The following is a 25,213-nucleotide window of genomic DNA, read 5'->3' as shown; positions in this document are numbered from 1 at the left end:
TGCGTAAAATCGATTTATTACACTATTAAAATAATCAAGAGTTCAAACCAATAACAAAGAAACCTATTAATATTTATTTTAGTAAAAACTACATTCCCCTAATAAAATGAAAACTTGAAACTTTATAGACAATAAAAAACCAGAGAAGTTAACTTCTCTGGTTTAAATAAACTTATTTTTTAAATATTATTATTTTTTTATATACATACTAGGGCTCATGTTTTCATGTTTTTTAAAAGCTTTATAAAAAGTAGACTTTGAGCTAAAGCCTGATTCTTTTGCTACTCCTAATATGGAATAATTTTTATAAATTTCTTTTTCTAAATTTCTTTTAAACTCCTCTATTCTTAACCTATTTATAAAATCGTTAAAATTCCCATCTGAAAAAGTATTGATCAGTTTAGAGATATACTTCGGATGCATTTGAGTACTATTAGAAATATTTAATATAGTTACTTTAGACTGTTTATAGATGCTATTTAATGTTATCGTTTTAATTAATTCATCAAAATCCTTTTTTTCATTAATACTGCATATTTCCTTCTTTCTTTTATTATAATTAAAAACTGCTACTCTCTTTCTAACTTTTCTAAACTTAAATGAAATTTTTTGCTTTATTAAAACCCCAAAACAAACTAAGTAAATAATACTTACTATACCATCTAAATAAGAAAGTTGCTTAATTAGACTAGGAAAAAAATAAAAGATTATTACGTAAAAAGAATTAAAAGCATAATAAGTGAACCCTAAAAATAGTAATATAAAAACAAAATAAATAACAAATTTATTTTGAATAAAAAATCGTTTAGACTTACCCCTTATAAAAGTTTTTAGTTTAAAATAAAAATAAAGCAGCATTACAAAATTATATACATTATCTAACGCTATAAAGTAAGGAGGATATTGTGGATTATATAAGATATTAATTCCCAGTATATATGTAATTATTATAGGATAAATATATTTAGATTTAATTCTTAAAGTTTCAATTAAAAATGAATATAGAATAGTCTCTGATATTGAAAAATAATAATACTTTGTTGGAATAATATAAGTGTTATATTTAATTTCATATAGTCTTTCAATAGACTCAAATATTAAATTTATTAAAAGAAACTTCAATAAATATTCACTTTTTACAGAAGTGTGAGATATTCTATTATTAAAAATAATAGCACAAATAATTAATAAAAAGAATAAGAAAAATAATTCAAAAAAAACTGGTGAGTTTAATTCTAACATAAAAAATAAAAAAGTAGATTGAAAATAAATGGAATATATTTTACTCTAATTTTAAGCTATTTAAAATTAGAACTAAATAAAAAAAAGAGGCCGATAATTTATCAGTCTCTTTTTCTTTAAGGTTCTTACATTTTTTATTCAATAATTAACTTACGTTGTAATCTTTTTCCTTCAACTCTTAACTCATACACATAAACTCCACTTTGCAGTTTATGACCTTGTGCAACACCATTCCAATTTATAGTGTGCATTCTATTTCCTGTAACTTTTCTTGCTACAAAAGTATGAAGTTTTTGACCTAACATATTGTATAAACTAAGATCCACAAATACTTCCTTAGGGGTACTAAAGCTAATTTGCGTATGTTCGTTCATTGGGTTTGGTCTGTTTTGAGATAATGCTAATGTGTAATTCTTACTTAACTCAACCTCTTTTGATTTTACGGTAAAGCTATAAGGACTATTCATGGTACCTATTGTTTTATTTGAAAAGAACATTTCTGTATTCTCTAAATCTAAAACGCTATTTCCATCGTATAACTTAAACTGAACATTTTCATCACTATTACTTCCAATACCGATATAATAATGGTATTCTCCGTTAATAAATTCAGCTTTAGAAGCTCCTCTTAATTCATTATCAACTAATGCTAAAATAGTATACGCTTTATTTGTATCTAAATCAGCAGTCTCAAGTACTCCATTGATATACATAAAGTCAGCAAACTGATTAAGATCAATTGTTAAATCTAACTCCTTATATGAAGGTGTTTCTTCTAACTCACTTGATGAATTAGATAAAGCATTATTAACTTTAATATTCTTAGCTACAAATCGTGCAGCTGAATTCTTAATAATTCCGGAATAATTAATTGCTCCTGAATTTTGAGATTTAAAGATATATCCTAATCCTGGTGTTAAATGCGTTAAACTACCACGCCAACCACTAGAAGTTGTATATTCTGCAAATAAACCTCTTCGCTCAATTCTATCACCTTCACTTACTTTTGTTGATGTAAATGATCGCAATGCATATCCTGTTCGTTGTAAATCATTAGGGTAAAAAGGAATTGCATTTTTAATATTTCCTCCATTGATTGATAAGTTATTATCTAAATCAACTGGTACCCCACTTATTTCTATATATTTTACAACCTCATGAGTAGGAGCTATACTTACTAAATAAGCTTTAGTTACGTCAATTTCAGTTAATCCACCTGTAAAAATATTATTACTTCCTAAAACCGCTACTTTATTATTTAACAAATCAAGAATTTGAGAATTCACTGGTAATCCTTTAATAGCTGTTAAAGACAATTTATTAGACGCTTGATTGTCCTTTAAATTGAAACTTAATTCTTGATATCCCTGTACAACAGGTATTCTTCTAGTAACTTTTTCACCAACCGTAAATTTAACAGGCACTGAATTAGAACCTATAGTTTGATTTGAATTAAAGCTATAATTTTCGATAATTCCTTCATACTCGGTACATTTTGAAGCATCCCATACTTTAAAATTTAGCACTGATGTTTCTCCAATATTCCCAAACACTGTTAAATCAACCAAACCAGAAGTTCCTACTTTAGCATAACCTCGTATTTGATTACCAACATATACTTTTACAACATCATTTTTATCTACTGAATTTTGAGAATTAATAATTAAATTTCCTTTAAAATTCATTGAAAGTGGATAATTGTTTTCAAACCCTGATGCTATTGCTGGTTCTGGGCAATTAACTGTAACTTCCAATCTAAAACTTTCAACACCTAATTTTTGTCCCGTATTTTTATTACTTGTTTTTATATAAATAATAGCAGTATGTACTCCTGGATTTAAATAGTTTTTTATTTCAAACTCTAAATCTCTATTCGTTTCCGTAGCCCTAATAATATTTAATGCGTCTTTAGCTGGGTTAGCTCCTTTTTTCACATTAAACCAAACCGGTAGATTTTCAAAAGTATACGCTACATCAATCCCTCCATCAGAATTTATTAAATCTATATTATCAATGATAGTCGTTTCTCCTTGATTTTGACTTATTGATAAATTATTATGACTCCATTTTAACTTACTTCTATTAATAATAAAACTCCATGAGGTTTTATCTATTTTATTTCCTAAAGGATCTTGTAGTTTTTTATCTTTTACAAAAACTGTTAATCTAGCACCTTCAACAAATTCTAAATCTGATATCTTCATATTAAAATTAATAATCGTATTATTTTCAGACATAGTTGTTGTAAACTGAATATCTTCTACGGTTTTCGTTTTATCTAAAGGAGCCGCTTCTTCATTAGTAACAAAATTAATTCCAGTAGCTGTTGTTCCTTGAGCATTTCCTGTAAAATCTTGAATTGCTTCATTAGGAGCACCATTTATACCTTGCTTTGCTAATGTGTTATCATTAAAAACGAAATACGCTTCTAAAGTATCTTCATTACCTAATAATTGATTTTTCATATTACTAGCTATTTGTAATGGGGACCTTGCTGATTGCCAAACTCGTACTTCATCTAAAGAACCTACAAAAGAATCAGTAGTTACCATTGGAGATATTACAAGCTTTTCTGAATTTACTTTATTTTCAATAGTAGAAATATTACCAGAACCTACATTTTCTCCATTAAAATAAATAACAGCATTTCCATTAGTTTTATCATAAACTACAGATACATGTGTCCATGTAAATGGTTGAATTCCTTTAGAAGATTTAACGCCGTCATTCGTTATTATTTTACCATCTGGCATCAAAGAAACATGATAGTTTCCTCCTTTTTGAATGATAGGAACATTAACTCCTGAGGGGTATTTTAATGGATTTACCCACATTTCAATAGTTAATTTATCTTCTAAATTAAATTTATTATTATGAGGAATGTTGATAACATCAGTAACATTATCCATTTTAACAGATGTTAATGGTTTTGGAACTCCACCTAAAACACCTCTCATTGCTAACGAATTTAAATTTACAGTAGCTGGATTTATTGGTGCTGAGAATTTTGCAGAAATCGTTCCTGAAGTAAATATCCCTCCATTATCTGGAGTTGTTAGCACCAACTGTGGAGCATTTCTCGCTATTTTTCCTTTTACAAAAGGAGTTGGGTTCTTACGATTATTAGGATTATCAGAACCACCATCTCCACATACTGGTACAATTCTAAAATTATACTCTCCGTTTGTTAAAGCTGATACATCTGCACTGTACTCTACTTGATCAGTTTCAGAATTTAAATACTTTTTTAATGTTTTTAAATCTAACTTCTTTAATATTTTAGGATCATTGTTGCCTTTAATTGTATATTCTAAATCCACTGAAAAATCAGTACTCTCTGACATTCCTTTTAATTCAGGTATTCTAAAATTAAAATCTAACTTCTTTTTATCAGAACCATTTACAATCCAATCATTTTGAGGTGAATCTGAAGTAATCGTTTCAATACAAGCTCCTGTAAAATGAGCTGTTACTAAAATTTCTGCATACGGCTTCACTCCTACTTCATTATATTCATCTACTCCATACGAACGGTATCGATCACCAGCTTGTTCACATTCAGAATACATTTGAATTTTTATATCCTTATAAGAAATAACCGAAGGTGCATCGGTTCCTCTTGCAATACGCAATTGAGCTTTAATTTCTTGTTTTACACCAGTTGGTGAACTTGGATCTAAATCAAAAACAAACTTTGAAGAAGTTGTTGGCTCAAAAATAGGTGACTCATTCAAATTTACAACTGCCCCTAATGAGTTTGAAGCACCTGCCATTCCTACTATATACGTTTTTCTAGTAGCATCTTTCGCTACTTGTGTATTACGTAACGTTAAGTTATATAATATCGATTCATCTCCAGTACCATATCCTACTACTTTATCAACAATCAACTCAACACCTTCTCTAGGTACAGTTCCTGATTCAAACGGACAAGAACTTCTTCCTGCATTGGTTAAAAACATTGGGGTATCATATTCAGGATCTCTTCTAATTAATACATCAAAATGATCTCCTGCATCATCATCGTTTAATGTAAAACTATCTACTCTGTTATTTCCATTTTCATCTGAATCAGTTCTACTATTAAAATTGTGAACCTTCGTTTGATTATTAAATGTAAGACCCGCTCCAAAAATTGTAAAATCTGTTGAGAAACTAACACCTACATATGGACCACCACTAAATGAGTTTCCAGAACTCTTCGTTTTCTCTCTTGATAATGTGTAACTGATTTCAGTTAACGCATCAAATGTAATTCGTTTATCTAAAGCAGAAGCGTTTAACCCAGCTCCACTTTGTCCTACATCATTATCATTTGTTAGTTTTTTTGTAGTGCTACTAAAATTAGGTGCACTATCAAAATATGCCTTCGTTCTTTTGTTATGATTCTTATCAATGATAGAAGTCCATCTACTAATTTGATGTAAATAATTAATAATATCTTTATCTTCTTTATCCTTCGGAGTTTTCGCTAATAATTTTTCCAAAGTACCTTTTAAATCTAAATGATTTCTATCTTTAGGAGGTGATACAATACCATTATTCTTATCATATTTAGCAATTGCTAATTGGTATAAGTTAGGTATTACAATATCATTTAAACTTTGTTTTGTATATGCAAAAGGGGTTACAGACGAAGGTTTAGCTACTTTATTTGAATTTTGCACAACTGGTGAACATCCATTCAATTTAAGTACCTGACCAGTTCCAAAAGTTATTACCTTAGATGTACCTATAAATACATCGGCATCTTCTCCTACATACGTAGGATCTGAAGGTGTAGAAATTGACTTTTCTAAAGTAACTGTTTCTGAATTACCGCTATGCCTTAAATAATCAAACTTTCCTCCAATTAAACCTTGAGTATCACTACTAGTTTGTAAAACAGGGTTCACAAATCCTGCTACAGTTCCTACTCCTAATGGAGCTGCAACAATTCCTGTTAAAATTTGTTTTTTTACTTTTAGTTTAGCTCCAATTGAATTATCTATTTCTAAACCTATTCCATTTTCAGCAGAAAATGAGTACGAATATGTAGCTCCTTTTGCTAAAGTTGCAGAACTATTATCTCCTGGAGGATCATGTAATACAAAACCAACTTGAGGTTCTATCAATGTAAAATCTGAATTTCCTTGGCGAGCACCTAGTATAATTGCTTTTTTAGTTATAGATGCAGTTCTACCGTTATGACTTGCTGATATTAAGAAGTTTCTTGAATGATCTCCTAAAAAATTAGGAGATGAAACTTGTGTAAAAAACTCTAACACTCCTTTACTTAAAGTTCTATCAGTTAAATTACTATCTGCTAAAATAGCATCACCACCAAGTGTTACATCAGCTCCTTCAACTGGGCATTTATTTACTCCATACCTTTCAAAAACATTCACATTCATTTTAAACCCATCATGAGACTTAAAAGTAAAACTTCCTTCACAAGTACTGCTAATTTTATCTCCAACATAATCTCTCATGTTTTTTACATCTCTAACACCAGCCATATCAAATTCAAACAACTCAATTTCTAATTCAATAGGATTTCTAAATTCAAAATCGTATACAATATTTTTACGTCGTAAATCTATTATAGGACTTTTCAAAACTCTATTTGCATTTGTATTTGTAATTTCAACTCGGTATTGACCAGGTAGCAAATCATTTATTGTAAAAACAGTTGTATCATTATTAAAATCAGCAGAACTAATTATTTTTTCAAACTTTGGAAATTCAATATCTGTTCGAATTATTTTTCCAGTCCATGCCCCAACACTATTATTACAAGGCACTACAATATTACCTATAAAACTACGTCTAGTTATATTTTCAAAATTTACATTTTGCAATGGCTCTTCTAATACTACTTCATAATGATTTCCTGTTGGATTAAATTTAGGATTAGTTGCTTTATAGGTGTACTGAATTTCTCTGACATATTGTTTATGCGATGTATTATCAAAATTACACCCTCCTTCAAATTGTAAATAATTATTATTTACCCCATCAACAACTGTATTAATTGCTTTAGTTCCATATTTTTGATCAAAACTATATGATAATTGTAACTTTGATTGTTCAATAGCTAAATACTTTCCTTGTTTTAATTTAGCTATGTCATCTTCTAGAAGTGACACTGCTCTATATTCTAATAAATCAATATGCGATTTTGAAAAGTTTTTAAATGTATTAGATTCCTCTTCACTACCTACTATTAAATTACTCGCTATTTCTAAGGAATTTATTGAAGTGCTTTTTCTTCTATCATTCACATAAAGTGACATCGTTCCCTTTTCTTTATCGAAACTTATACTAAAAAAAGAAAACTGTCCTAAGCTATTAGCTGGTAAGTTTTCTGACAATTTTTCTTGAGTTCCTGTATATACTTTTAATGTTGTATTGTTAATTAGCTTTAAAGATAAATTCCCCCATTGCAAAACAGTTTGTATAGCTGGTACTTTATCTTCATTACTAGTTTTAAGATATGGTTTTACAAAACCAGACCAGGTAAAACTATTTCCATTATTAGTAATAGAATTTATAGAACGAGCATATCCTGTTTTTCCATCAAATCGTAAACTTCCTTCGTTTAAACGCTCTTCATTAGCTAGTGATGGCATAGGATTAGGCGTTATTACATGCTTACCTGGAGCTGTTTTAATTGCATAAGTACCAGTATTATCAGTAGTTACCTTACTATCTTCGTTACTTTGTACGATTGAGCCATCAACTTTTAAAGCTGTACCCCTAAGTACAGGATATAATTCATCTCCTACTCTATAAGAAATTACACCTGTTACTGGTAAACTCGATACATCTGTAAAGTTCACATTAGTTGCTAAGTCACCATTTAATCTTCTAGGTACACTTGCCTGTTTCGTTTTAGGCAAAAATTCAAATCGAGGTTTTGAAGGTTTTATAGTATACTCAAACTTATTATCATTATTTGTTATTCCTTGTATTCCTGTATTTAATGATGTAAATTTATAATCACCTTTTTTATTTGTATAAGTAGCATACGTTATTTGGGGTTGTTCGTTTGCTGACAAGTGCTCTAATACACTTTCACTTTCAATTAAATACTCACCTCTTTTTTTTGTTGAAAAGTTGTATGCTTTATGTGCATCATTAAAATCAAAACGATAATAAGCAAATAAGTTTTCAACATTACCTCCAATTATATGATTTGCATATTCATTAATTTGTAATGGCGAACGAGGAGCATTCCAAAATCGAACCTCATCTATATAATACGTAACATTCGTTATCTTGTTTAAAGAAAAAGTATTTACATTATTTAAACTCAACGCAAATAAAGTAGCACTACTTCCATTAGAAATAGGAGTCCCATCTTCAAATAAAGTTCCTCCAGATGCATTAAATGTAAATGCATAATGATGCCAATTAGTATCTGACTTTCTTGTTCCTGCAACATAAGTAGAGCCATTTAACTTCACAACTATTTTACTCTTTTGTAAGATCAGCTCACTATTTCCAATTGAAAGTACGGTATTCTCTCCTTCGGTTATAGTAGGAGTTTTATACCAAAACTCAAAAGTTGCACCACCTTTTGCTTTTCTAAACTCGTCTATATTTTTTATTAACAGCGGTTTTTTACCTTGAATAAACTTTAAAGCACCCCCTGGATTAATGTTTCCAGAAGCAATAGCTTCTACTTTTGCAAATTTAGTAGCAACACTAGAAGAGGTTTCTATAAGTCCTTTAACTTTACCATTTGGCAATACAAAGCCAACGTCTTTCCCAGTTAAGGTAGTTACTCCATTATGCTTTGCTTCAATAGTGTATTCATACAACTCGTTTGGCAAAATTCCTTTATCAACATAAAACAATGATTCTGAAGGATTCTTTGTTTTTGTATCTTTCATTGTATGTACTACCGAACTTATAGTACCAGCTCTTAAGTTTCTTCTTTTTATAATATATTCATCAACATTTCTAACATGTTGCCATTCTACAAATATGCCATCACTCCCTGATAGCAAAGGGTTATCAATACCATCTCCATCACTCGCTCTTACAATAATTTTATTCAAGTTTAATACTGGATGTTGAATTTCTGAACTAATATTACTAATATTATTAGATTTTAATTTTGAAGAAAACTCAGCTTCTTTTATTAAATTTTCATCAGGAAAATATTCATATAATAAATTTTGCCAAGAAATAGATGTTAATACATCACCACCAAAGAAGTCTTCATTTTTATAATTTGTATTAGTATATACAATTTCTAGCCCATTATTTTTTTGTTCTAATAATGAATTTTTTGCTTCTTTATAAAAAGTACGATATTGCTGCTCTTTGATTTGTTTTTTCCTCTTTGCAGTTGACCAACCTCTGTATTCAGCTAAAAACAAGTCCGTTTTTTTATCACTTGAAAAATATATTTCCTCTACATTAAAATTGGAAATATTTTTAAAAAAGTGCTCAATTCCATCAATATACACTCGTAATTCATTAGCATTTTTATCTATTGAAAAAGCATAATGATGCCATATATTTTTAAATAATTTGTTATCTAGCAGCAAGTTTTTAACTTGCTCACTTACTCCTATTTTTAAAGAAACTTTATTTTCTTGGATACTTAATTTAAATTCTTCGCTTCCTGTTTTCAAATTTGAAAACTCCCAATTTACAGCTTCTGAATTACCTGAACTTGCTGTATTATGCATTGCCCAAAATTCAACAGTTGCTCTATTGGTTATTCCTTTGCTTAATAAACTGTTTAAATTAGTTTGTGGATTAAAAACTCTACTATATTTTCCTTTACTTTGTATTTGTAACACTGCTAAATCATACGATTGTTGTGCATGAACAAAAGAAAAAGAGCTTAATAGGGCTATTAATAAATAGCCTATAATTTTATTTTTTCTCATTATTAATATTTTAAAGTACGTTAGCTATTTTCTCTATCATAAATCTGTATTGATCTCCTACTTTTTTACCATTGGTTAATAATTCATTTTCAGAAGACTTAAAAACATCTACTTCAATTGCATTATTATTTCTTTTTACCAATCCTTTATCCAAGTTATTTAAAGGTGAAATCAATACTTTTCCTTTTCCTGCAAATTGAACTTGCCAAGTATAGTTATTTAACTTTTTAGAGTCTTGAATCGTTAAAAAACTAACTTTATTAGACGTAGGATTATAGTGTAAAAAGTATTTTTTTTCTTTAGCTGACGCTATTAATACTTTTCCACTTTCTAAGCGCTTTAATATAAATGATTGTAAAAAGCCATCTTTTTCATTAAGTTTTGAGCTCGATTTCTTAATTAAACTTGCTGAGTTATCAGAATAATTATGATGTAGTATCATTTCATTTCCACTAACTATACTTGCATTAGTAAACCTGAATAGCTCTATATCTTGAGCCATTGTTATTCCTGTACCTAAAACATATAGACACAAGAACAAAATAAGTTTGTTTCCCATATCTATAAACTATTTTTGATTCAATTTAAGTTGGTTTTTAATCGCTTTTAGTTCTCTTAAAAGAATATTTATTTTTTCTTCTTGTGCGATGGTATGTAATGTTAACTCTTCAACTTTTTCAACCAAAATAGTATTAATTTGTTTCACATCCATACCTTTTGATACTACCTCTTTTTCAGAAGGCATATTTGGCAAATGCTTATTTTCTTTAATATAAGTAGCTACATCTTTTAAAGGCATTAAATCATAGTCTTCTGAAAAAACATAATCAGGAAATGATCCTATATTTAACACTACTTTATCTAAAGTCATAATTCCATTTTGTAAACTAGCCATTTCATTATTATCTCCATTTACAAAAGATATTTTATCATTTTTCCCATGGCCTAAATTAAGTCTACCAGTACTTTTTGTGTAAGAAATACTTCCAAAAGTACCTTGTTGTATTTGAGCATTTTCTGTTGATATATTAGTATTAAATACACCTGCGTTTGTAGTTAAAACACCATCGTGTATTTTGGCCATTTCTACGTTTGTGCTATTTCTAAAAGAAATAATATCATCTCCATTATTATCTACATCTGGATGTAATACTATTGGTCCATGACTTTGAAACTCACCTCCATCTACTCTAATATTTCTACCACTAAGGTGTATTCCTTCTTGAGGTGTAATTCCTATTCCTATTTTAGAAAACGTACTATTGCCTGACACACTAAAATTACCATAAACATTAGCATCTCTATGAAAATGAGCAATTCCATAAAAACGAGTTAAATCTTGAAAAATAGTTTCTTTTTTAAAAAAGGTTCTAACTAAATGAACATTATTAGCTGGAGTAAAATAAGCTAGTTCTTTATTTGCAGCAAACAAAGAAACTCCTTCGTTACCTCCTTTTGCATCTGTATCTGCTTTTATATGTATACCTCTAACTGTTTGTATAACATGTTGTGCTTTTACTGTACTTACGCCTAATAATAGTAAGCCAGCTATTGTAATTTTTTTTATCATTTTATATTATTTTGGTTAATTTTTCTGTTGTTCTATACTCAACAGTTTTTTTGAAAGAACTTTCATTATTTTTTCAGAATGCTCTTTCATTTCTTTTAATTCATCAACAAGTGTATTTATCTTCTGCTCTTGTAAAATAGTGTGTAGTGTAAGTTCTTCTACTTTTTCTACTAAAACAGTATTTATTTGTTTTACATTCATCCCATTCGCTATAACTTCAGCTTCGGATGGCATGTTAGGTAAGTGTTTATTTTTTTTTATATAAATAGCTATTTCTTTTAAAGGCATTAACTCATAGTCTTCTGAAAAAACATAATCAGGAAATGAGCCCACATTTAATACCACATTATTCGCTATAATATCTTGTGCCTTTATATTTTTTGTTTCAATGTTTTTTTGAGTTATAAGTTTTTTGTGAACAGTAACATCATCTTTTCCTGCTACTAAAACTTCACTCTTTTCTCTACCGTATAGTACTTTGAATTTATCTACTTGTGAATTGTTATTTTTATCAATGTTTACTACAAACCCTCCATCATTTTCAGAAATAAAGTTTCTTGAGAATAATTTAGTATAACTTATTCCTACATCAAGTATTTTACTTTTTTGTGTTCCTTGAAATATTTTAAAAGTATCTACATTAGGATCATTACTATTGGTATCAATATGAATATTAAACGATGCACTTTGGTTTGAATTAAAGGTTCCTTCATTAACATTAAAAAAACTATTCGTTTTCTTATAACCAAATAACTTAAATGAATTGGTATGAAAAACTGATTCGCTAAGTGAAGTTTTAAAAACCTGATTTTTTTGATCATGCCCAATCTGAACTTTAAAAACCGCGTTTGTATTTCTATGATCTCCAATTCGCATTTCTACGTCTTTTGCAGACATCAAATAGAATCTATCATTAGCATAATGGAGTATTTCATCAGCCTTAAATTTCACATACTGATTTGAACCTCTAAAGAAAGGGTCATTTCCTTTTCCTTGAAAAATCCTAAAATAATCTACACCAGGATCATTATTGTTATTATCTACTCTAATACTATAACCTGCAGTTACACTTACTTGTGCTTTTAAATTATAGGTAGTAAATATTAATGCAATTACTATTAAAATTGTTTTTTTCATGTATACTTCTTTTATGGTTATGATTGTTTTTTAACTATTTATAAGTCCACAAAATTGAAGTAAGAAGAATCATTCTATTTTACAAGAGTCACTATTTCACATACATCAATATTTGACATACATCACATTTCATTATTTAATTTTTAATTGATTTATTCTCTTGAAGTATTAGGAATACTATGTTTCTTATAGTTTAATTCAAGTCTTTTTCATTATTATTTAAACGTTAAATGGAGTAAAAAAAACTTTTTTAACTTTTTTCTTTAACATTTATTTAACACTTTTTAATAAATTTGTACCTTGACTTGCTTATTTTATTTAAAAAAAACTAACAATAAGAAAACATATTATTCATTTTCAATAAATTAGTCGCACCTACTGTAAATACTACAAAGCAAGACTTATGATAAAAAAATCTTATACTTTATAAATTTTTTATATCAGAAACAAATAGGGTTTTCTTTTTTTGAATTGTTTAAAAAAATGTAAGTACACTTTATATTTTACTACTCAGTAACAGCTTAAAGATTTATGTAATAATTAATTTTAAAATAATTTATAATGATTTTAGAGTCCCTCATTAATTGTAAAAAATCAATAGCTAGATTAATTGAATCTCAAGCTATCCAAAAAAAATATGTTTCTGGCGATCCTATTTTATTAAAAGATGTGCCAATTGACAGCACAGCTATTGTTATAAAAGGAGTGCTAAAAGCTCATTTAGATCAAGAAAACAACTCCTTACTTCTATATCATATTTATCCTCAAAAAAACCCTTTCATTGCTTTAATGAATATGACGAAAACCTTTGCTGCTCCAATTTCAATTACTGCTATTGAAGACAGTACACTACTATGGATTCCAAACGAACTAATAGCTCAATGGCAAACAGAATGTTTATCATTTAAAAAATCTATAATTAACTCTAGTGAATATAATATTAGTACTATGTTTTCTAGAATAAAAAACTTACTAACTCATTCATTAGAAAATCGTTTGTTTTATTATCTCGAAAACAAATCTGAAATTTACAAGGAAAAAGATATTCGCATTTCAAGATCAGAGATATCATTAGACTTAAAGGTGCCACTTTCATCTATTTCTAGAGCCATTAAACGTTTAGAAGACCAACATAGAGTTATTGGTAAACCCAGGTCCATACAATTAGTTGTATAATAACACAATATCACATACTACCTATTAAAAAGACACTATGCCGGTGTCTAAAAAAGCCTACTACCTTTTTTACTTAATTGAATTTTAAAAGCAATCTAATTTAACCAAACTAAATATATGCTAAAAGATTTACCGTTCTCTAAAGAGGTAATTAAACTATTTGAAACTTATGGAAAAATATTACATTATAAAAAAGGAGATTTATTACAAAACTGTGATGAATTCAATAACGGAGTTTGTATTTTATTAACAGGTATCGTTAAGATATCTATAAATCATCATAATAAAAGAACGCTTCTCTATTATATAGAAAGTAGTAATTCAAAAATTATGAATTATACAAACTCTCCTAACATACCTACAGATGAAATATGTAGTATCGTTGTTGAGGATATTTCTATTTTAAGAATTCCTAATAATTTATTTTTAGAATGGACAAATACGTATATTGAATTACGTGATTTCATGATTAGTTCCTTTCAATATCATTACATGTCAATTGTTAATAAAATGCAAGAAATCAGTAATCAATCATTAGAAAACAATTTATTTAATTACATCAAAACTAAATCAAAACTATACAATAAAAATGAAATTAAAACTCCTTTATTAGAAATATCAGAAGATTTAAATTTTTCAAGAGAAGCAATTTCTAGAGGATTAAAAGCTTTAGAATTAAATAAAAAAATAATTCGTAAAACTAGATCAATAATTTTATTAGAAAAAAATCATGAAAATTTATAACAAAAAAAAGACCTATGAATACATACTACTCATAGGTCTTTTTTTATAGATATAACTTTTTTACTTAAAAAGGTAAATCATCTGGTTCGTTATCAGACAAATCTGGTGCTGGTGCAAACTGATCTGCTGGTGGTACATTTTGAGGTGCAGCTTGTGCTAAATTTTCAATTCTCCATCCTTGTACAGAGTTGAAATACTTTGCCTCACCTTGTGGATTAATCCACTCTCTACCTCTTAAATTAATAGATACTTTAACATCTTGTCCAACTTGGTAGCTATTTAACAAATCACATTTATCTTGAATAAATTCAATCAAAATCATTTGTGGATACTGCTCATCAGTAGTCACTACTATGTCACGCTTTCTAAAACCATTACTTCCAAAGGTTTGCGTTTCGTTAATTAATTTAATTTTACCAATTACTTCCATTACTGTTTATTTAATTAAAAGTACTTTCCAAGCACTCTCTACTTCATTGTTATCTAAATACTCTTGTGCAAAAATATGTTTTTTTTCTTCAGATACCCCAACTAATTGTGGATGTTCTTTAGCAAAGTTATTAACATCTTCAGCTGTTGGCAACTGTTCTACATTACCTAACATACCTAAATTATTCCCAGTTAATACAGTACTATTTCTAATTTCAAATGGTATTTTATCTACACCTATACCTAAAGTTGCTATGGGTTTTGGTATTTCAAAGAAACCATCTTTAGCTCTTGTGTAGTAATTACCTCCTGCTCTGGCTACTAGGTCAATTTTATGTTGATCTATACCTCCATTTTCATCTAAAACACTTTCATTTATATGTAACTTAACAACCTCACATACTATTAAATTACCTGCTCCTCCTTCGTTTCCTGTGTAAATTATGTCTGTTACTTTACACTCAAATTGTACAGGAGATTCTGCTACTCTGAAAGGCTTAACCTCATCTGAAGGCAACATTGTTAATCCAGATTTTTCAAACTCATTAACACCTTTAGGGTACATTGTACTACTCAAAGACATTTGTTGAACAATATCATAATTTACAATATTAATTACTACCTCTTTGGTTGCCTCAGCATTATCTAATGTATGCTTTGTTTTATTTGCTCTTACACTTCTAGCTGGTGAAAAAATCATTATTGGAGGGTTTGCTCCAAAAACATTAAAAAAACTAAATGGTGATAAATTTGGGTTTCCTTCTTCATCTATAGTACTTGCAAAGGCTATAGGTCTAGGAGCTATGGCTCCTAATAAATAACCATGAAGTTTAGCTGTTGGTATATCTTTAGGATTTATGGATAACATTGTTTAATTTATTTTTAGTGTAAATATACTACAGATTTATATATCATGTTATAGTAAAGAATAGTTTATATTTGAAATATGAGTCTTTTTCAAAATACATTTTGGCTAAAACGTGTAGTGGTATTAATTTCTATTGTTATTGTTTCCTTAATTTTATGGAATACCTATATTTTCTTTCAAAAGTTTAAAGAAGAAGAGCGTGGTAAAATGAAAGTATTTGCTGCAGCTATGAAAGAATTAAACGACAATACTGATTTAAATGCAGATGTAACTCTACCTCTAAAAATTTTAGAGAATAACCAAAACATACCTTCAATTTTATTAAATAGTAAGGGTGAAATTATTGAAAGCCAAAATTTAGATAGTTTAAAAGTATTAAACCCTAAATATTTAGAAAAACAACTTCAAATCATGAAGGATCAGAATGATCCTATTGAAATAAGTTATAAAAACACTCAGAAGCAATACGTATACTATAGAAATTCTGATTTATTATATAAACTAAAATATTATCCACTAGCTTTATTATTAATTCTAGGTTTATTTATAACTATAATATATATGGTTTTTAAATCTAGTAAAGTTGCTGAACAAAATAAGCTTTGGACAGGAATGGCAAAAGAAACTGCTCATCAAATTGGTACACCTTTATCGTCCTTGTTAGGGTGGATTGCTATTTTTCGTACAGAAAATATTGACCAAATGTACGTTGATGAGATAGAAAAAGATGTAGATCGTTTGAATATTATTGCGAATCGTTTTTCTAAAATTGGTTCTCTACCAGAATTAAAACAACACAATATTGTTTCTATCACCAAAACAGTATTTAGTTACTTAGAATCTCGTAGTTCTAAGCAAATTTCATTTTCTTTTAACGCATCTCAAGAAGAAATTAACACTCAAATTAACACTGAATTATTTGGGTGGGTAATAGAAAACCTTATCAAAAATGCAATTGATGCAATGCAAGGTAAGGGCACCTTAGACTTATCTATAAAAAACACTTCTAAAAAAGTTAAAATTACAATTTCAGACTCTGGAAAAGGAATGCACAAATCACAGTTTAAACAAGTATTTAAACCTGGATTTACAACTAAGAAACGTGGATGGGGATTAGGCTTATCTCTTTCTAAAAGAATAATTGAAGATTATCATAAGGGTAAAATTTTTGTTCAAAAATCAGAAATAGGAAAAGGAACTACATTTCAAATTTTATTAGATAAATTTTAATTCACTTTTTCTATTCTTTTTCTCTGTAAATACCCAAACAATATTCCGCCAATAGTCCATATTACAACACCAATTAAAATACTTATTGTTGTTATTTTCTCTCCTATAATTAACGGGTAAATAATACTCATAATTACAAACATTATTGCTCCCCATAACAAGCCAACCTTAGTCCATTTTTTCATTATTCAAAGTTTTTTCCTATTTGTTGAGCTAAAGAAATAAATTCATCATTTGTTAATTTTACCTTTTGAGTAAATTGCATATCTACCATTGTATTAATTGGTATTAAATGTACATGAACATGAGGTACTTCTAACCCAATAACACTCATTCCTATTCGTTCACAAGAAATTGTTTTTTCTAATGCTTTTGCCACTCTATAAGAAAAAGACATTAAATTAGAATATTCATCTTTAGATAAATCAAAAATTTTATTTTCTTCTTTCTTCGGTACAACTAAAGCATGTCCCTTTGCATTAGGATTAATATCTAGAAAAGCAATGAAATCCTCATTCTCAGCAATTTTATATGAAGGAATTTCTCCTGTTATTATTTTTGTAAAAATACTTGCCATTAATATAATTTTTAGTAAAAATAAAAAAAGCGTTACTTCTGTAACGCTTTTAACTAGTATATTTTTTTAATTATCTTGAAATTTCTAACACCTCGAATTTCATAATACCGTTTGGCACTTTAATTTCAGCTATCTCTCCAACACTTTTTCCTAACAATCCTTTTCCTATAGGAGAATTTACAGATAACTTTCCATTTCTAACATCAGTTTCAGAATCGGCTACTAAAGTATACGTAAACTCCATTCCGTTTGCTGAGTTTTTTATTTTAACAACCGAATGAATTAAAGCTTTAGATGTATCTAACTGACTTTCATCTATAATACGTGCGCTAGCTACAACATTTTTTAATTTTGCTATTTTAAACTCTAATAATGATTGTTCTTCTTTTGCTGCATGATACTCCGCATTCTCACTTAAATCCCCTTTATCTCTAGCATCGGCTATTTCTTGTGTAACACGTGGTCTTTCAACTTGCTCTAATTGAGCTAATTCTTCTTTTAATTTTTTTAGCCCTTCTTCTGTGTAATATGATACGTTACTCATAACTTCAATAAATTTAAAAATCTCATCCCTAACGGAATGAGATAGTATTACAAATGTACAAAATTTTCGTAAATTCGTGACGTTATATTTATAGATACACAAAAAAACATGAAAAAATTATCTTTATTGCTACTTCTTACAATCTTATTAAACTGCAGTAGTACTCCCTCTATAAATAGCTGTTTTAGAAATACAATAGCCCCTATTACAGTATTTCTAAACAATCCTCAATTAAATGGTTTATTAACTCCAAATGGAACTGCTGCTATAAGCGGAGGTATTAATGGTATTGTACTATTTAATAAAGGAACTGGTGGATCTTTTTCTCCTTATATAGCAATAGATAGACAATGTCCTAATAAAGATTGTACTACTCCAATGACAATAAATTCTCCTGTATTGGAATGTTCTTGTGATGGCAGTAAATACAGTATGTTAAATGGTAGCCTTATAAAAGGTACTAATAATTGTGAAGGTGGTGCTAGAATTTATACAGTTACTCAAAACGGAAGTAGTTTGCAAATAAGTAATTAATTTAAACATACTATGAAATAGATTCTTATTTTTGCAGTAACAACAACACTTACTAACAAATTTATCGTGAAAAATTATTTTTCTTCAAACTTTAAATTGGGCGTTCTTGGTGGCGGACAATTAGGGAGAATGTTACTTACAGAAACACAAAAGCTAGATATTTATACGGTTATCTTAGATTCAAATAATGAAGCTCCATGCGCACAAATTTGTAATGAATTTCATCAAGGAGATTTATTAGACTTTGATACTGTTTACAATTTTGGAAAAAAAGTTGATGTTTTAACTATTGAAATTGAAAATGTAAACATTGATGCTTTAGATAAACTGGAAGCTGAAGGGCATACCATTTATCCTAAACCAGAAAATTTAAGAACAATACAAAATAAGGCACGTCAAAAAGTGTTTTATCATGATCATAATATCCCCACAGCAGATTTTTCTAGATTCGCTTCTTTAGAAGAATTAAAACACTCTATCGATAATGGAGCGGTAAATTTTCCTTTTGTATGGAAATCTGCAAGGTTTGGTTATGATGGAAATGGTGTGAAAATTGTTAAATCTATTACAGATTTAAATAATTTACCTACTGACGAATGTATCGCTGAAAAATTAATTCCTTTTAAAAATGAATTAGCTGTTATTGTAGCTAGGAATACAAATGGAGAAGTTAAAACTTATCCAGTTGTTGAAATGGAATTTCATCCAGAAGCAAACCAAGTAGAATATGTAATTTGCCCTGCAAGAATAGAAGAAAGCGTAGCTAAAAAAGCGCGTGAAATAGCTTTAAAAGTAGCTGATATTTTTGATTTTGTTGGATTATTAGCTGTTGAAATGTTTCAAACTGAAAATGATGACATTTTAGTAAACGAAGTAGCTCCAAGAACTCATAACTCTGGTCATTACTCAATAGAAGCTAGTTATACAAATCAGTTTGAGCAACACCTTCGTAGTATATTAAACCTTCCTTTAGGTAATACGGATAGTAAATTAGCTGGCATCATGGTAAACTTAGTAGGAGCTGAAGGGCATACTGGTGAAGTTGTTTATAAAAATATCGAAGAAATTTTAAAAATAGATGGCGTTACACCTCATCTATATGGTAAAAAAACAACAAAACCTTTCCGTAAAATGGGACATGTTACTATTGTTAACACTGATATAAATGAAGCAAGAAAAGTTGCTCAGCAAGTAAAAGAAACCATACAGGTTATAGCTAAGTAATGTTTAAATAAATGATTGCTTTTTTACATACATCAAAAATTCACATTAATGGTTTTGAAAAAGAGCTACAAACCATAAAAAGCGATGCTCCTCAACTTATCATTTGTACTTGTTCTACTTACGGTGAAGAATGTGATAAAAGAGATGATGTAGAACGGATTGATTTACCTATTGCTAATTTTTTAGTTAAAAACTATAAAAAAATTGGTATTGCTTTTACTGTTAACACTACTAAAAAAATAAGTGAAGACATGTTAATTAATGAAGCTAAGTTAATTAACAAAACAATTGAAATTGTAAGTATTAATTGTTCAAGCTCTTGGAAATATTTTGAAAACGATGAATTTGACAATTATGAACTTACAATTGCTAATAAAATAAATACATTAGCATCACAAGTAGATGTTATTTTTCTTGCTCAAGCATCTATGGAAGATGCTAAGAAGCATCTTATAAATTTAAATAAAGAAGTTTTTTCTAGTCCAGAATTTGGAGTAAAGAGCTACTTAAACAAACTAAAAACAACAAAATTATGGTAGGTATTATAATGGGAAGTGACTCAGATCTTCCAATCATGCAAGAAGCGATAGACATATTAGAGAGCTTTGATATTCAAGTTGAAGTTGATATTGTATCTGCTCACAGAACTCCAGAAAAATTAGTTGACTATGCTACTAATGCTCACAAAAGAGGTGTGAAAGTTATTGTGGCTGGTGCTGGTGGCGCTGCTCATTTACCAGGAATGGTTGCTAGTATGAGTCCATTACCAATAATTGGAGTACCTGTAAAAAGTAGAAATTCAATTGATGGATGGGATTCTGTTTTATCTATTCTTCAAATGCCTGGAGGAGTTCCTGTAGCTACCGTAGCTCTTGATGGTGCTAAAAATGCAGGTATTTTAGCAGCTCAAATTATTGGTGCTTCTGACACATGTGTTTTAGATAAAATTATAGCTTATAAAGAAGGCTTAAAACTCAAAGTTGAAAAAGCTTCTGAAAGAGTAAAAAAATAAGTATTTTAGTAAAAAAATATAATTATAAACCTCATAGATTTTAAATTTATGAGGTTTCATTAATTATTTAATGAAAGTAAAAAATGAATCCATTATTACAAGATTTTAATACTCCTCCTTTTTCTAAAATAAAGGAAGAAAACTATAAACCTGCCATTAAAGAAGCTATTGAAATAGCTAAAAAAGAAATTAATGACATAATTAATAATACAGAAGCACCTTCTTTTGAAAATACTACAGTAACTTTAGACAACACAGGTGAAAAACTAGATAAAATAACTTCCATTTTTTTTAACCTCAATTCTGCTGAAACAAACGAAGAGATTCAAGAAATTGCCAAAGAAATTTCTCCTTGGTTAAGCGAATTTAAAAATGATATGGTTTTAAATGAAGCATTATTCAAACGTGTAAAAGCAGTTTATAATCAAATCACAAATTTAAGCTTAACGCCTGAGCAAGAAATGTTGCTAGAAAAGCAATATAAAGGATTTGCACGTAATGGTGCTAATTTAGATAATGATGAGAAAGTTGAATTGAGAAAAATAGATGCTGCTCTTTCAAAACTATCATTACAATTTGGAGAACATATTTTAGCAGAAACAAACTCTTTTGAAATGCTTCTTACCAACGAAGGAGATGTTTCTGGATTACCAGAAAGTGCAAAAGAAGCAGCTAAAATGATGGCCACTCAACGCAACAAAGAAGGCTGGTTAATTACCTTAGATTATCCTAGCTATATCCCATTTATGACATATGCTGATAATAGAGAGTTACGAAAAAAACTAGCTATTGCAATGGGGAAAAAAGGATTTCAAAAAAATGAATATAACAATGAGAAAATTGTTTTAGATATTGTAAATCTTCGTCATAAACGTTCAAATTTGTTGGGGTATAAAACACATGCTAATTTTGTTTTAGAAGAACGAATGGCAGAATCTCCAGAGAATGTTTTAACTTTTTTAAATGAATTATTAGAAAAAGCAAAACCAGCAGCAATTCGTGAGTTTAATAACTTAGAAAATTATGCTAAAAAATTAGATTCAATTGAAAAGTTAGAAAAATGGGACGGTTCTTACTACTCTGAAAAGTTAAAAAAAGAATTATTTAACTTAGACCAAGAGCTCTTAAAACCTTATTTTAAACTTGAAAATGTAATTGAAGGAGTATTTGCTATTGCTGGTAAATTGTTCGATTTAAAATTTGAAGAAATTGACACTATTGATAAGTATCACGAAGATGTTAAAACATATACTGTTTCTGACTCCAAAGATAACTTTATCTCTCATTTTTATGCAGATTTTCATCCTAGACCAGGAAAAAGAAATGGTGCATGGATGACTTCTTATAAATCTCAACAAATAAAAAATGAAATAAATGAGCGCCCACAGGTATCTATAGTTTGTAACTTTACAAAGCCTACAGATACAAAACCTTCTTTACTTACATTTAATGAAGTTACTACTTTATTTCATGAATTTGGTCATGCTTTACATGGAATGTTAGCAAACACAACGTATAATAGTTTATCAGGTACATCTGTTTCTTGGGATTTTGTTGAATTACCTAGTCAAGTTTTAGAGAACTGGTGTTATGAAAAAGAAGCTTTAGAGCTTTTTGCAAAGCATTATGAAACTGGAGAAACTATTCCTATGGAGTATGTAGAAAAGATAAAAGAATCTGCTAGTTTCCATGAAGGTATGCAAACATTACGTCAATTAAGTTTTGGCTTGTTAGATATGCAATGGCATGGAACAAATCCTACCAACATTAAAAATGTAAAAGATTTTGAAGTAGCCGCTTTTTCAGATACTCAATTATATCCTGATGTTTCAGAAAATTGTATGAGTACAGCTTTTGCTCATATATTTCAAGGTGGGTATTCTGCTGGTTATTATTCTTATAAATGGGCAGAAGTTTTAGATGCAGATGCTTTTGAGTATTTTAAAGAAGAAGGAATCTTCAATAAAAAAATAGCCTATAAATTTAAAGATAATATTCTTTCTAAGGGAGGAACAGAAAAACCTATGGATTTATACAAACGTTTTAGAGGTAAAAAACCTAACTCAGATGCGTTATTAAAACGTGCAGGATTAATAAGTTAGCATTTAACTTTTTTATTTTTCTAAAACAAAAATAAGTTCCTATTTTTATAAAAAATATTTTTTATGAGAATAGGAATTTTTGTATTTATTGTACTGTTTTTTACTGCTAATAGTTTTTCTCAATCTATTATAAAAGGAAAAGTTACAACTCACAAAAACGAACCTTTAGAAGGTGCTTCAGTTTATTTAAACAACACAACTATTGGAACCACTACTAACGAAAAAGGTGAATTTCAATTAAAAAATCATAAAGGTAATTATGAATTAATTGTTTCATTCATTGGATTTAAAACCATACAACTTAACATAAATACCAATACTAAAACTAAGCCATTATTGTGTAAATTAAAACCTGATACTAATATTTTAAATGAAGTTGTTATTCAGAAAACAAAATACGACGATGATTGGAAATATAATTTATCTCGTTTTAAAAAAGCTTTCTTAGGAAAAACCGAATTAGCATCACAATGTTTGATTTTAAATCCTAAAGTTTTGCATTTTGACTTTGACAAAAAAACAAATAAACTGTCTGCCTATGCTAGTAAACCTCTTCAAATAAAACATAAAGGTTTAGGTTACTTAATATATTATGATTTAGTAGAGTTTTCATTAATCAATAACCGTATTCTTTTCAGTGGATATACTAAATATCAAAATTTAAATATTACTATTAAAAGTAAATGGAAAACCAATAGGTTAAAAGCATATAATGGTTCTCGTATGCATTTTTACAGATCAATCATTAAAGATGAATTAGATATTACTGGTTTTAAAATAAATCAATTACAAAAAGTACTTAACCCAGAAAGGCCTCATGATAGTATTATAAATGAAGCGAAATTAAAATTAGCTTCTAAACCTAATTTCAATAATTTTAAAAAACTCCCAACTTTTCACTCTAATAAATTGAATCTTTTTAATAAAAAAATAAGAAGTTCATTAGTTAGAAGAATGCTTACAAAAGAAACTCACTTTACAAAAAAGTTTAAAATTAAATTCTCTAAAGAAGAAATAAATAAAATTATAAATGGTCCTTTTCATGTAAGAAAAGATAGTAAAGGACTTTATTATGCCACACCAAAAACAAAATTATATGATAAAGAGACTGACTCATTAAGCTTCATAGCTAGGAAAGAGCATTTAAAAAAATATATTAATAAGCCTGTAAAGAAAAACTTAATTTTAGATGATTTTATTATTAAAAAGGGTACTGCCTTTTATTTAAGTTTTCCTTACTTACTTGAAATTAATTACCTTAATGAACCAGAAGAAGACAACTATAGATTTGGTAAAGCAAAGCTAGACTATCAACAATCTTTCATATCTCTTATTAATACTAAAGAAACACCGATAAGTAAAAAAGGTGTTTTAATTGAACCTTTTACTGTTTTACATGAAGGATATTGGGGATATGAAGCTTTTGCTAATATGCTTCCTTTAGATTACCGCCCTTTAAACAAATAACTACAAGGGTTTTAACTTAAAAAGTTACTTTTTTGAAAAAATTAACAGTATATATCATAAATAAAAAGTTTAAGTAATTAGTTTTGTTACTTTAAGATGATTTTAACAATAAAAAATAATACAATAAAAAAAATAGCATCTCTTTTTTTGATGCTTTTTCTTATTGCCCCTATTGTTATAAAAACAATTCATCATCATCATGAAAATGATACTCATATTGATTGTAAAACTGAGTCAACTCATTTACATCAAGAAATCATTAATGACTGTGATATTTGTTATTTTTCATTTTCAAGTTTTTACTCGCTTAATTTAAATATTCAATATTTTATCTCTACTTTTTACAATACTGTAAAAATTGATAATTATTACTTTATTAAATTAACTAGTGTTGAATCGCTTAAAAAACTAAGAGCTCCCCCATACTTTATATAATATCTCTTCTTTTTATAATTATAAAGTAACGCAT

At 28.4% G+C, this 25,213-nt stretch carries 20 protein-coding genes; 10 read left to right on the top strand and 10 right to left on the bottom strand.

All coding sequences use genetic code 11. The features are described 5' to 3' along the window. Positions 1-189 precede the first annotated feature (189 nt). The 5 genes from BLV71_RS10380 to BLV71_RS10360 all read right to left on the bottom strand — a co-directional run bounded on the left by BLV71_RS10380 (position 190) and on the right by BLV71_RS10360 (position 12,837). Complete coding sequence (locus tag BLV71_RS10380) at positions 190-1,242, bottom strand: helix-turn-helix domain-containing protein (protein ID WP_093870482.1); 1,053 nt, start codon at positions 1,240-1,242, stop codon at positions 190-192. A 134-nt stretch (positions 1,243-1,376) separates the two neighbouring features. Next, on the bottom strand, positions 1,377-10,130 hold the full coding sequence (locus BLV71_RS10375; RefSeq protein WP_093870481.1) for a LamG-like jellyroll fold domain-containing protein: 8,754 nt from the start codon (positions 10,128-10,130) through the stop codon (positions 1,377-1,379). 10 nt (positions 10,131-10,140) lie between these two features. Then, a complete protein-coding gene (locus BLV71_RS10370; RefSeq protein WP_143032776.1) occupies positions 10,141-10,689 on the bottom strand; it encodes a hypothetical protein in 549 nt (182 codons plus the stop codon). A 9-nt stretch (positions 10,690-10,698) separates the two neighbouring features. Beyond that, positions 10,699-11,700, bottom strand: a complete 1,002-nt coding sequence (locus BLV71_RS10365) for a hypothetical protein (RefSeq protein ID WP_093870479.1) — start codon at positions 11,698-11,700, stop codon at positions 10,699-10,701. Between the two features lie 15 nt (positions 11,701-11,715). Beyond that, positions 11,716-12,837, bottom strand: a complete 1,122-nt coding sequence (locus BLV71_RS10360) for a hypothetical protein (protein WP_093870478.1) — start codon at positions 12,835-12,837, stop codon at positions 11,716-11,718. Positions 12,838-13,398: 561 nt separating this feature from the next. Here BLV71_RS10360 and BLV71_RS10355 point away from each other — a divergent pair. Beyond that, on the top strand, positions 13,399-14,013 hold the full coding sequence (locus tag BLV71_RS10355; RefSeq protein ID WP_093870477.1) for a Crp/Fnr family transcriptional regulator: 615 nt from the start codon (positions 13,399-13,401) through the stop codon (positions 14,011-14,013). Positions 14,014-14,130: 117 nt separating this feature from the next. After that, a complete protein-coding gene (locus tag BLV71_RS10350) occupies positions 14,131-14,757 on the top strand; it encodes a Crp/Fnr family transcriptional regulator (protein ID WP_093870476.1) in 627 nt (208 codons plus the stop codon). A 64-nt stretch (positions 14,758-14,821) separates the two neighbouring features. Here BLV71_RS10350 and BLV71_RS10345 read toward each other — a convergent pair whose 3' ends face one another. Beyond that, positions 14,822-15,187 carry a DUF3127 domain-containing protein gene (locus BLV71_RS10345; protein WP_093870475.1) on the bottom strand — a complete coding sequence of 122 codons (366 nt, stop codon included), beginning with the start codon at positions 15,185-15,187 and terminating at the stop codon, positions 14,822-14,824. A 6-nt stretch (positions 15,188-15,193) separates the two neighbouring features. Beyond that, positions 15,194-16,054, bottom strand: a complete 861-nt coding sequence (locus BLV71_RS10340) for a flavin reductase family protein (RefSeq protein ID WP_093870474.1) — start codon at positions 16,052-16,054, stop codon at positions 15,194-15,196. 78 nt (positions 16,055-16,132) lie between these two features. Between BLV71_RS10340 and BLV71_RS10335 the strand changes: the two genes are divergently transcribed. Further along, the gene (locus BLV71_RS10335) at positions 16,133-17,284 is read left to right on the top strand and encodes a sensor histidine kinase (protein WP_093870473.1); all 1,152 of its coding nucleotides are present in this window, start codon (positions 16,133-16,135) and stop codon (positions 17,282-17,284) included. Here the strand turns inward: BLV71_RS10335 and BLV71_RS10330 are convergent. The 3 genes from BLV71_RS10330 to greA form a co-directional block, all read right to left on the bottom strand. Next, complete coding sequence (locus tag BLV71_RS10330) at positions 17,281-17,469, bottom strand: hypothetical protein (protein WP_093870472.1); 189 nt, start codon at positions 17,467-17,469, stop codon at positions 17,281-17,283. The two genes, BLV71_RS10335 and BLV71_RS10330, sit on opposite strands and share 4 nt — an antisense overlap. Then, a complete protein-coding gene (locus BLV71_RS10325; protein WP_093870471.1) occupies positions 17,469-17,861 on the bottom strand; it encodes an HIT family protein in 393 nt (130 codons plus the stop codon). The genes BLV71_RS10330 and BLV71_RS10325 overlap by 1 nt, the downstream gene beginning before the upstream one ends. Before the next feature lie 70 nt (positions 17,862-17,931). Then, complete coding sequence (gene greA / locus BLV71_RS10320; protein WP_093870470.1) at positions 17,932-18,405, bottom strand: transcription elongation factor GreA; 474 nt, start codon at positions 18,403-18,405, stop codon at positions 17,932-17,934. A 108-nt stretch (positions 18,406-18,513) separates the two neighbouring features. Here greA and BLV71_RS10315 point away from each other — a divergent pair, with 108 nt between their 5' ends. From BLV71_RS10315 to BLV71_RS10285, 7 genes are all read left to right on the top strand, one after another. After that, complete coding sequence (locus BLV71_RS10315) at positions 18,514-18,939, top strand: Rieske (2Fe-2S) protein (protein WP_093870469.1); 426 nt, start codon at positions 18,514-18,516, stop codon at positions 18,937-18,939. 66 nt (positions 18,940-19,005) lie between these two features. Next, on the top strand, positions 19,006-20,163 hold the full coding sequence (locus BLV71_RS10310; protein WP_093870468.1) for a 5-(carboxyamino)imidazole ribonucleotide synthase: 1,158 nt from the start codon (positions 19,006-19,008) through the stop codon (positions 20,161-20,163). Between the two features lie 11 nt (positions 20,164-20,174). Continuing rightward, positions 20,175-20,702 (top strand): hypothetical protein, encoded by a 528-nt coding sequence (locus tag BLV71_RS10305; protein ID WP_093870467.1) that lies wholly within the window; start codon positions 20,175-20,177, stop codon positions 20,700-20,702. Next, positions 20,696-21,175, top strand: a complete 480-nt coding sequence (purE, locus tag BLV71_RS10300; RefSeq protein ID WP_093870466.1) for a 5-(carboxyamino)imidazole ribonucleotide mutase — start codon at positions 20,696-20,698, stop codon at positions 21,173-21,175. Before BLV71_RS10305 ends, purE begins: the two co-directional genes overlap by 7 nt. Positions 21,176-21,258: 83 nt before the next feature. Next, a complete protein-coding gene (locus tag BLV71_RS10295; protein WP_093870465.1) occupies positions 21,259-23,277 on the top strand; it encodes a M3 family metallopeptidase in 2,019 nt (672 codons plus the stop codon). A gap of 63 nt (positions 23,278-23,340) precedes the next feature. Beyond that, positions 23,341-24,744 (top strand): carboxypeptidase-like regulatory domain-containing protein, encoded by a 1,404-nt coding sequence (locus BLV71_RS10290; RefSeq protein ID WP_093870464.1) that lies wholly within the window; start codon positions 23,341-23,343, stop codon positions 24,742-24,744. A 96-nt stretch (positions 24,745-24,840) separates the two neighbouring features. After that, positions 24,841-25,179 carry a hypothetical protein gene (locus BLV71_RS10285; protein ID WP_093870463.1) on the top strand — a complete coding sequence of 113 codons (339 nt, stop codon included), beginning with the start codon at positions 24,841-24,843 and terminating at the stop codon, positions 25,177-25,179. The last annotated feature ends 34 nt before the right edge of the window (positions 25,180-25,213 follow it).

The organism is Tenacibaculum sp. MAR_2010_89, assembly GCF_900105985.1.
Classification (GTDB): Bacteria; Bacteroidota; Bacteroidia; order Flavobacteriales; family Flavobacteriaceae; genus Polaribacter; species Polaribacter halocynthiae.
This window is presented reverse-complemented; position numbering and strand designations above follow the sequence as displayed.

What these genes read in the sequence shown, in the direction of transcription:
- BLV71_RS10290 (WP_093870464.1), top strand. Translation starts at nt 23,341, where the DNA reads ATGAGAATAGGAATTTTTGTATTTATTGTACTGTTTTTTACTGCTAAT.
- BLV71_RS10305 (WP_093870467.1), top strand. Translation starts at nt 20,175, where the DNA reads ATGATTGCTTTTTTACATACATCAAAAATTCACATTAATGGTTTTGAA.
- BLV71_RS10325 (WP_093870471.1), bottom strand. Translation starts at nt 17,861, where the DNA reads ATGGCAAGTATTTTTACAAAAATAATAACAGGAGAAATTCCTTCATAT.
- BLV71_RS10375 (WP_093870481.1), bottom strand. Translation starts at nt 10,130, where the DNA reads ATGAGAAAAAATAAAATTATAGGCTATTTATTAATAGCCCTATTAAGC.
- greA (WP_093870470.1), bottom strand. Translation starts at nt 18,405, where the DNA reads ATGAGTAACGTATCATATTACACAGAAGAAGGGCTAAAAAAATTAAAA.
- BLV71_RS10350 (WP_093870476.1), top strand. Translation starts at nt 14,131, where the DNA reads ATGCTAAAAGATTTACCGTTCTCTAAAGAGGTAATTAAACTATTTGAA.
- BLV71_RS10345 (WP_093870475.1), bottom strand. Translation starts at nt 15,187, where the DNA reads ATGGAAGTAATTGGTAAAATTAAATTAATTAACGAAACGCAAACCTTT.
- BLV71_RS10380 (WP_093870482.1), bottom strand. Translation starts at nt 1,242, where the DNA reads ATGTTAGAATTAAACTCACCAGTTTTTTTTGAATTATTTTTCTTATTC.
- BLV71_RS10365 (WP_093870479.1), bottom strand. Translation starts at nt 11,700, where the DNA reads ATGATAAAAAAAATTACAATAGCTGGCTTACTATTATTAGGCGTAAGT.
- BLV71_RS10295 (WP_093870465.1), top strand. Translation starts at nt 21,259, where the DNA reads ATGAATCCATTATTACAAGATTTTAATACTCCTCCTTTTTCTAAAATA.
- BLV71_RS10370 (WP_143032776.1), bottom strand. Translation starts at nt 10,689, where the DNA reads ATGGGAAACAAACTTATTTTGTTCTTGTGTCTATATGTTTTAGGTACA.
- BLV71_RS10330 (WP_093870472.1), bottom strand. Translation starts at nt 17,469, where the DNA reads ATGAAAAAATGGACTAAGGTTGGCTTGTTATGGGGAGCAATAATGTTT.
- BLV71_RS10360 (WP_093870478.1), bottom strand. Translation starts at nt 12,837, where the DNA reads ATGAAAAAAACAATTTTAATAGTAATTGCATTAATATTTACTACCTAT.
- BLV71_RS10315 (WP_093870469.1), top strand. Translation starts at nt 18,514, where the DNA reads ATGAAAAAATTATCTTTATTGCTACTTCTTACAATCTTATTAAACTGC.
- purE (WP_093870466.1), top strand. Translation starts at nt 20,696, where the DNA reads ATGGTAGGTATTATAATGGGAAGTGACTCAGATCTTCCAATCATGCAA.
- BLV71_RS10355 (WP_093870477.1), top strand. Translation starts at nt 13,399, where the DNA reads ATGATTTTAGAGTCCCTCATTAATTGTAAAAAATCAATAGCTAGATTA.
- BLV71_RS10335 (WP_093870473.1), top strand. Translation starts at nt 16,133, where the DNA reads ATGAGTCTTTTTCAAAATACATTTTGGCTAAAACGTGTAGTGGTATTA.
- BLV71_RS10340 (WP_093870474.1), bottom strand. Translation starts at nt 16,054, where the DNA reads ATGTTATCCATAAATCCTAAAGATATACCAACAGCTAAACTTCATGGT.
- BLV71_RS10285 (WP_093870463.1), top strand. Translation starts at nt 24,841, where the DNA reads ATGATTTTAACAATAAAAAATAATACAATAAAAAAAATAGCATCTCTT.